Annotated in this window: 10 protein-coding genes; 7 read left to right on the top strand and 3 right to left on the bottom strand. The window is 43.1% G+C overall.

All coding sequences use genetic code 11. The annotated features are described in order from the left end of the window. From RMO55_RS18210 to RMO55_RS18200, 3 genes are all read left to right on the top strand, one after another. On the top strand, positions 1 to 895 hold an 895-nt coding region (locus RMO55_RS18210), incomplete at its 5' end, for a restriction endonuclease subunit S (protein WP_310428909.1). Positions 896 to 978: 83 nt separating this feature from the next. Then, positions 979 to 1,338, top strand: a complete 360-nt coding sequence (locus RMO55_RS18205) for a type II toxin-antitoxin system RelE/ParE family toxin (protein ID WP_310428907.1) — start codon at positions 979 to 981, stop codon at positions 1,336 to 1,338. Then, a complete protein-coding gene (locus tag RMO55_RS18200) occupies positions 1,335 to 1,673 on the top strand; it encodes a helix-turn-helix transcriptional regulator (protein ID WP_310428905.1) in 339 nt (112 codons plus the stop codon). Before RMO55_RS18205 ends, RMO55_RS18200 begins: the two co-directional genes overlap by 4 nt. Before the next feature lie 86 nt (positions 1,674 to 1,759). Here RMO55_RS18200 and RMO55_RS18195 read toward each other — a convergent pair whose 3' ends face one another. From RMO55_RS18195 to RMO55_RS18185, 3 genes are all read right to left on the bottom strand, one after another. After that, positions 1,760 to 1,972, bottom strand: a complete 213-nt coding sequence (locus RMO55_RS18195) for a DUF4926 domain-containing protein (RefSeq protein WP_310428903.1) — start codon at positions 1,970 to 1,972, stop codon at positions 1,760 to 1,762. 15 nt (positions 1,973 to 1,987) lie between these two features. Then, positions 1,988 to 2,320: a DUF6883 domain-containing protein gene (locus RMO55_RS18190; protein ID WP_310428901.1), complete on the bottom strand. Its 333-nt coding sequence runs from the start codon at positions 2,318 to 2,320 to the stop codon at positions 1,988 to 1,990. Between the two features lie 101 nt (positions 2,321 to 2,421). Beyond that, positions 2,422 to 2,676: a hypothetical protein gene (locus tag RMO55_RS18185; RefSeq protein WP_310428899.1), complete on the bottom strand. Its 255-nt coding sequence runs from the start codon at positions 2,674 to 2,676 to the stop codon at positions 2,422 to 2,424. 105 nt (positions 2,677 to 2,781) lie between these two features. Between RMO55_RS18185 and RMO55_RS18180 the strand changes: the two genes are divergently transcribed. From RMO55_RS18180 to RMO55_RS18165, 4 genes are all read left to right on the top strand, one after another. Further along, the gene (locus tag RMO55_RS18180) at positions 2,782 to 2,997 is read left to right on the top strand and encodes a hypothetical protein (RefSeq protein WP_310428897.1); all 216 of its coding nucleotides are present in this window, start codon (positions 2,782 to 2,784) and stop codon (positions 2,995 to 2,997) included. Positions 2,998 to 3,048: 51 nt separating this feature from the next. Continuing rightward, entirely contained in the window at positions 3,049 to 3,291 is a 243-nt protein-coding gene (locus tag RMO55_RS18175; protein WP_310428895.1) for a hypothetical protein, read from the top strand. Further along, entirely contained in the window at positions 3,281 to 3,700 is a 420-nt protein-coding gene (locus RMO55_RS18170) for a putative toxin-antitoxin system toxin component, PIN family (protein ID WP_310428893.1), read from the top strand. The genes RMO55_RS18175 and RMO55_RS18170 overlap by 11 nt, the downstream gene beginning before the upstream one ends. A 39-nt stretch (positions 3,701 to 3,739) precedes the next feature. Next, positions 3,740 to 4,678: type I restriction endonuclease (locus RMO55_RS18165; RefSeq protein WP_310428891.1), on the top strand; the 939-nt coding region annotated here is incomplete at its 3' end.

The following is a 4,678-nucleotide window of genomic DNA, read 5'->3' as shown; positions in this document are numbered from 1 at the left end:
CACTGAATTTATACAGGCAAATAAGGTTGATTTACGTTATTTTTTTTATGCTTTAAAAAACACAGATCTAGCACGTTGGACAATTACAACATCAATACCAGGTTTAAATAGAGATGATCTATATTTAACAGAAATTCCTCTACCACCGCTAGAAGAACAGAAACGGATTGCGGCAATTTTGGATAAAGCCGATCGAGTGCGGCGTAAACGGCAAGAAGCTATCCGATTAACTGAAGAATTAGGTCGATCGATCTTCCTCGATATGTTCGGCGATCCAATATCACAAGGCTGGAAAATGGTTAAGGTTGGAGATATGGCAGCAAAGAGTAAAAATTCGATGCGAACTGGCCCCTTTGGTAGCAATCTTTTACATAGTGAATTCGTCGATGAGGGTATTCCTGTTTTAGGTATTGATAATGCTGTAAAGAATAGATTCTTATGGGCGAAGCCGAGGTTTATTACGCCAGAAAAATATAAACAATTAAAAAACTATACTGTTTATCCAGAGGATGTCATTATTACAATCATGGGAACTTGCGGGCGTTGTGCTATTATTCCTCATGATTGTCCTACTGCAATCAACACGAAGCATCTTTGTTGCATTACAACAGACAAAGAGGTTTGTCTGCCAGAATTTTTGTATGGCTATTTTCTATTTCATCCAATAGCAAAACAATATTTTGAAAGAAATACAAAAGGCGCAATTATGGATGGATTAAATCAGACGATTATTAAAGGTCTTCCAATACCTTTAGCTCCAATAGACTTACAACATCAATATAAAGAGGCTATTCAGAAATTAAATATTCTTGAAACAAAAACAAATAATCATTTTGTTGAATCAGACAATCTGTTTAACTCTCTGCTGCAAAGAGCCTTTCGAGGAGAACTCTAAACGCGATCTTGGTGGCGATGGGGGAAGTGCGATCGATCTATTGTGCCATCGTCAATATTATATAAATGTGATATCATATATATATGATATGGGAGATTGTTTTTCATCGAGAATTTGAAGAATGGTTCTTTGCTCAAGATGATGGGGTACAAACGTCGATAGCGATAGTACTCGATGTTTTAGAAGAGCAAGGAGCCTCATTAGGCCGTCCCTATGCGGACACGATTAAAGGTTCGACCTTAACCAATCTGAAAGAACTTCGAGTTCAACATGATGGCAATCCTTACCGAATACTTTTTGTCTTCGACCCACAACGCCAAGCAGTTCTGCTCGTTGGCGGCAACAAAGGAGGCGATAAACGCTGGTATGAAAAGAATATCCCCATCGCCGAACGACGGTTTACAGAGTATTTAGAAGAAACTGACAGCGGTAAATCCCTATGAATAGACAACACAGAACCTATCGCCAAATCAAACAAGAATTCTCTCCAGAAATGCAGTCAGAAATTAGTGCTGGTGCCGATCGGATTCGCACGAAATTAAACATCATCAGTGCAGTTCGACAAGCTGCTGGACTCACTCAAGAAGAATTAGCAGATTTATTAGAAGTGCGGCAATCCTATATATCTCAAGTTGAAGCAAGAGAAAATATTACCCTCTCTACATTGATTAGCACGATCGCTGCTATGGGCGGATCGATCGACCTTACAGTCCACTTTCCAGAGAAACCTTCTGTGCAATTCTCACAAATTGAAACTTCATTCAATAGCAATAGATAGAAAATCACGATCGATCTTGGTGGCGAGCGTAAAATTGCGATCGATCTCAAAATAATTCTGTTGCTGATAATAATTTTTTATTAGTTTTAGGCGATCGCTAATTCTTTAGATTGATGATGTAAAACCATCAGCACATCGGCAGACAATGTTTCGATCGCATAAGCACGACCATCGCCATCACAAAACTCAACCTCAAACACACCTGGCTCATACACCTCCACAATAGTACCAACCTGACCCCGAATCAAACCTAGTTCTGGTAAATCTTGCAACAGTGCTACAACATTAAGTAATTTCATAATCTCAGTTACAGGCTAAAGAACATAACAAGTAATTAAACGCGGAAAATCCTCATTGCTTCTGACAATCCAGACACTATGGATCGTAGCAGTTTTATCCTCATGACTCAAGGGAAAGTCAATTACATATTTTTGTCCATAGGCGTTTATTTTGGCAGGAATAGCATCATAAGTTGTTACAGCATTTAACAAAGCTAGCCTGAGTTTTTCAGCATTAGAGATATCCATATTTAATGCAGATTTAAAGACTCGCGCCTTATGTTTGCCCTCACTATGCTCTGTATTCAGACTATATCCAGATAGTTTATCCTCATCAATAACTGCTAATTCTGGATTAGGTAAAATCATCCTGTAAAAACTGTGTCATTGTTGAAAACTAATGGATAAAATTGTAGACTTTGTTGCCAAGCACAGCAAGCACAATTTTTTAGGAGTAGACACGATCGGTTCTAGAGTTGCGACGATCGCAGTTGGCGAAACTCAGCCAGCAACGTATCTTCATCAATCCCATGCTCTAGCAATAGGGTATCCAAGGCTGCTACGGCACGTTTTAGCGATTCCTGTTCTGATTGGGCAGGCTGTAGCTGGGTCGGAACAAAGTAACCAACGGTTTGCCCATGCCGCAGAATCGCCACAGGAGCGGAAGAGCTAAGGTATTTGGCTAAGTTATCTCTAAAATCTCTGATCCCAATTTTTTGCAGCATATTCACCGAGATTGTGTACACAACGGTACACAATCTTAGCATATCTGACATTTTATTTGTAGATATGGGAAACTTATCGGTATGTGAACCCATGCCCAAACTCCCATGACCCCCCAACAACTCCAAGAACAACCCCAACTCGAAAACCGCGTTGCGACCTTAGAAACAGAACTAGCCCAGATGAAAAAACTGCTGGCTAACTTGATTCAACCCGAACCACTAGCTCCTTGGTGGCAGCAAGTAGCAGGTAGCTTTGAGAACGATCCCGACTTTGATGAAGCCGTTCGCCTCGGACAAGAGTGGCGCAAAACTGCTGAGTAGATATGTACATATTATTGGATACCGACCCGATCGTTAAGGGAGTATAAAACTATGGCTGCGATAGAAAAGATTGCGATCGAAGTATCATCAGAAGTTGCTGAAGCTTATCGGAGTGCGACAGAAACCGAACGTCTACAAATTGCTACTCGGATTGGCTTGATGCTCAGAGCTGCCACCAGTAATAGACAAGAGGCGATCGATCGGCTCAAACAGACAATGAACGAGATTGGTAATGAAGCCGCCGCGAATGGACTAACCCCAGATATTTTGGAGTCAATTCTCAATGACCCTTAGCCAACAGCGGTTGGTAATCGATGCCAATGTCATCGTTAGTTCGGTGCTGTCTGCCCAGGGTAAAGCTCGTCAGGCATTCGATCTGGCGATCGCTACTGGCATAGTTCTAATGTCTAATGATACTTTCGCAGAATTATCAGAAGTATTGCTGCGTCCTAAATTCGACCGATATAGCAATCGTGCCAAGCGAGAAACATTTCTAGATGAATTGCTGGGACTAGTCGAGTTTGTGGAAATCGTAGAGCAAATCGATGAATGTCGAGATCCAAAAGATAACAAGTATTTAGAATTAGCCGTCAGCGGTAAGGCAGATTTAATTTTGACTGGAGATGAAGATCTGTTGGTACTGCATCCATTCCGGCAGATTCCAATCGTCCGCATTCAGACATTTTTAGCCTCGATCGAATAGGCTGCTTCAACTGCTAACGACCTCAACCCCCGCGCCCAAATGCCCAGCAACTTCGACTTTCTCAAACCCGACTTTCCCCAAATTTTTGACCATGCCACCCATGCCGAAAACTTAGTACATAGTGCGCCCCGTGCCAGTTGCTTCTACATTCGCTACACCTTAGAACAAGCCGTTCACTGGCTCTATGCCAACGATCCCTACCTCCAACTCCCCTACGACGATAAACTCAGCGCACTGATCCACGAGCAAACCTTTCAAGACAACCTCAGCCCCAATCTCTTCCCCAAACTTCGCACCATCCAAAAGATGGGGAATATTGCCGTCCATCGCTCTGCGCCGATTAGTACCAGCGATTCCCTCCACCTAATCGAAGAACTGTTTCACTTCCTTTATTGGCTCTGTCGGTCTTATAGCCCCAATGGTAAGGCTCTAGGGAAGGTTGATTTCAACCCTCAGCTCATCCAGCAGCCTCAAGCACAGGGTAAAAATGAACTTACCCTGATTCAGCTCCAAGACCTTGAAACCCAGCTTTCCCAAGCCGAAGAGATGAAAGCGATCGCTCTGGAGCGAGAACGCCAAACCGCCGCCGAACTCGCCCAATTAAAGGCAGAACTTACCGCCCTCAAACAAACCAATACCAAAGTCCCCGACCCCCACAACTACAACGAAACCAACACCCGCAAATACCTGATCGATGTCTTGCTGCGTGAAATGGGCTGGGATCTGACGCATCCCGATTCGATCGAATACCCAGTCACCGGAATGCCTACATCTGTCAATCCATCCGGTACAGGTTATATCGATTACGTCCTATGGGATGACAACGGTTTACCCCTAGCGGTAGTAGAAGCCAAACGTACCCGCAGAAGTCCTGAAGAGGGCAAGCAGCAAGCCAAGCTTTACGCCGACTGTTTGGAGCAGAAATTTCACCAGCGTCCGGTAATTTTCTATAGTAATGGCGATCGAACCTATATTTGG

This window comes from Chamaesiphon sp. VAR_48_metabat_135_sub, assembly GCF_031418915.1.
Classification (GTDB): domain Bacteria; phylum Cyanobacteriota; class Cyanobacteriia; order Cyanobacteriales; family Chamaesiphonaceae; genus Chamaesiphon.
This window is presented reverse-complemented; position numbering and strand designations above follow the sequence as displayed.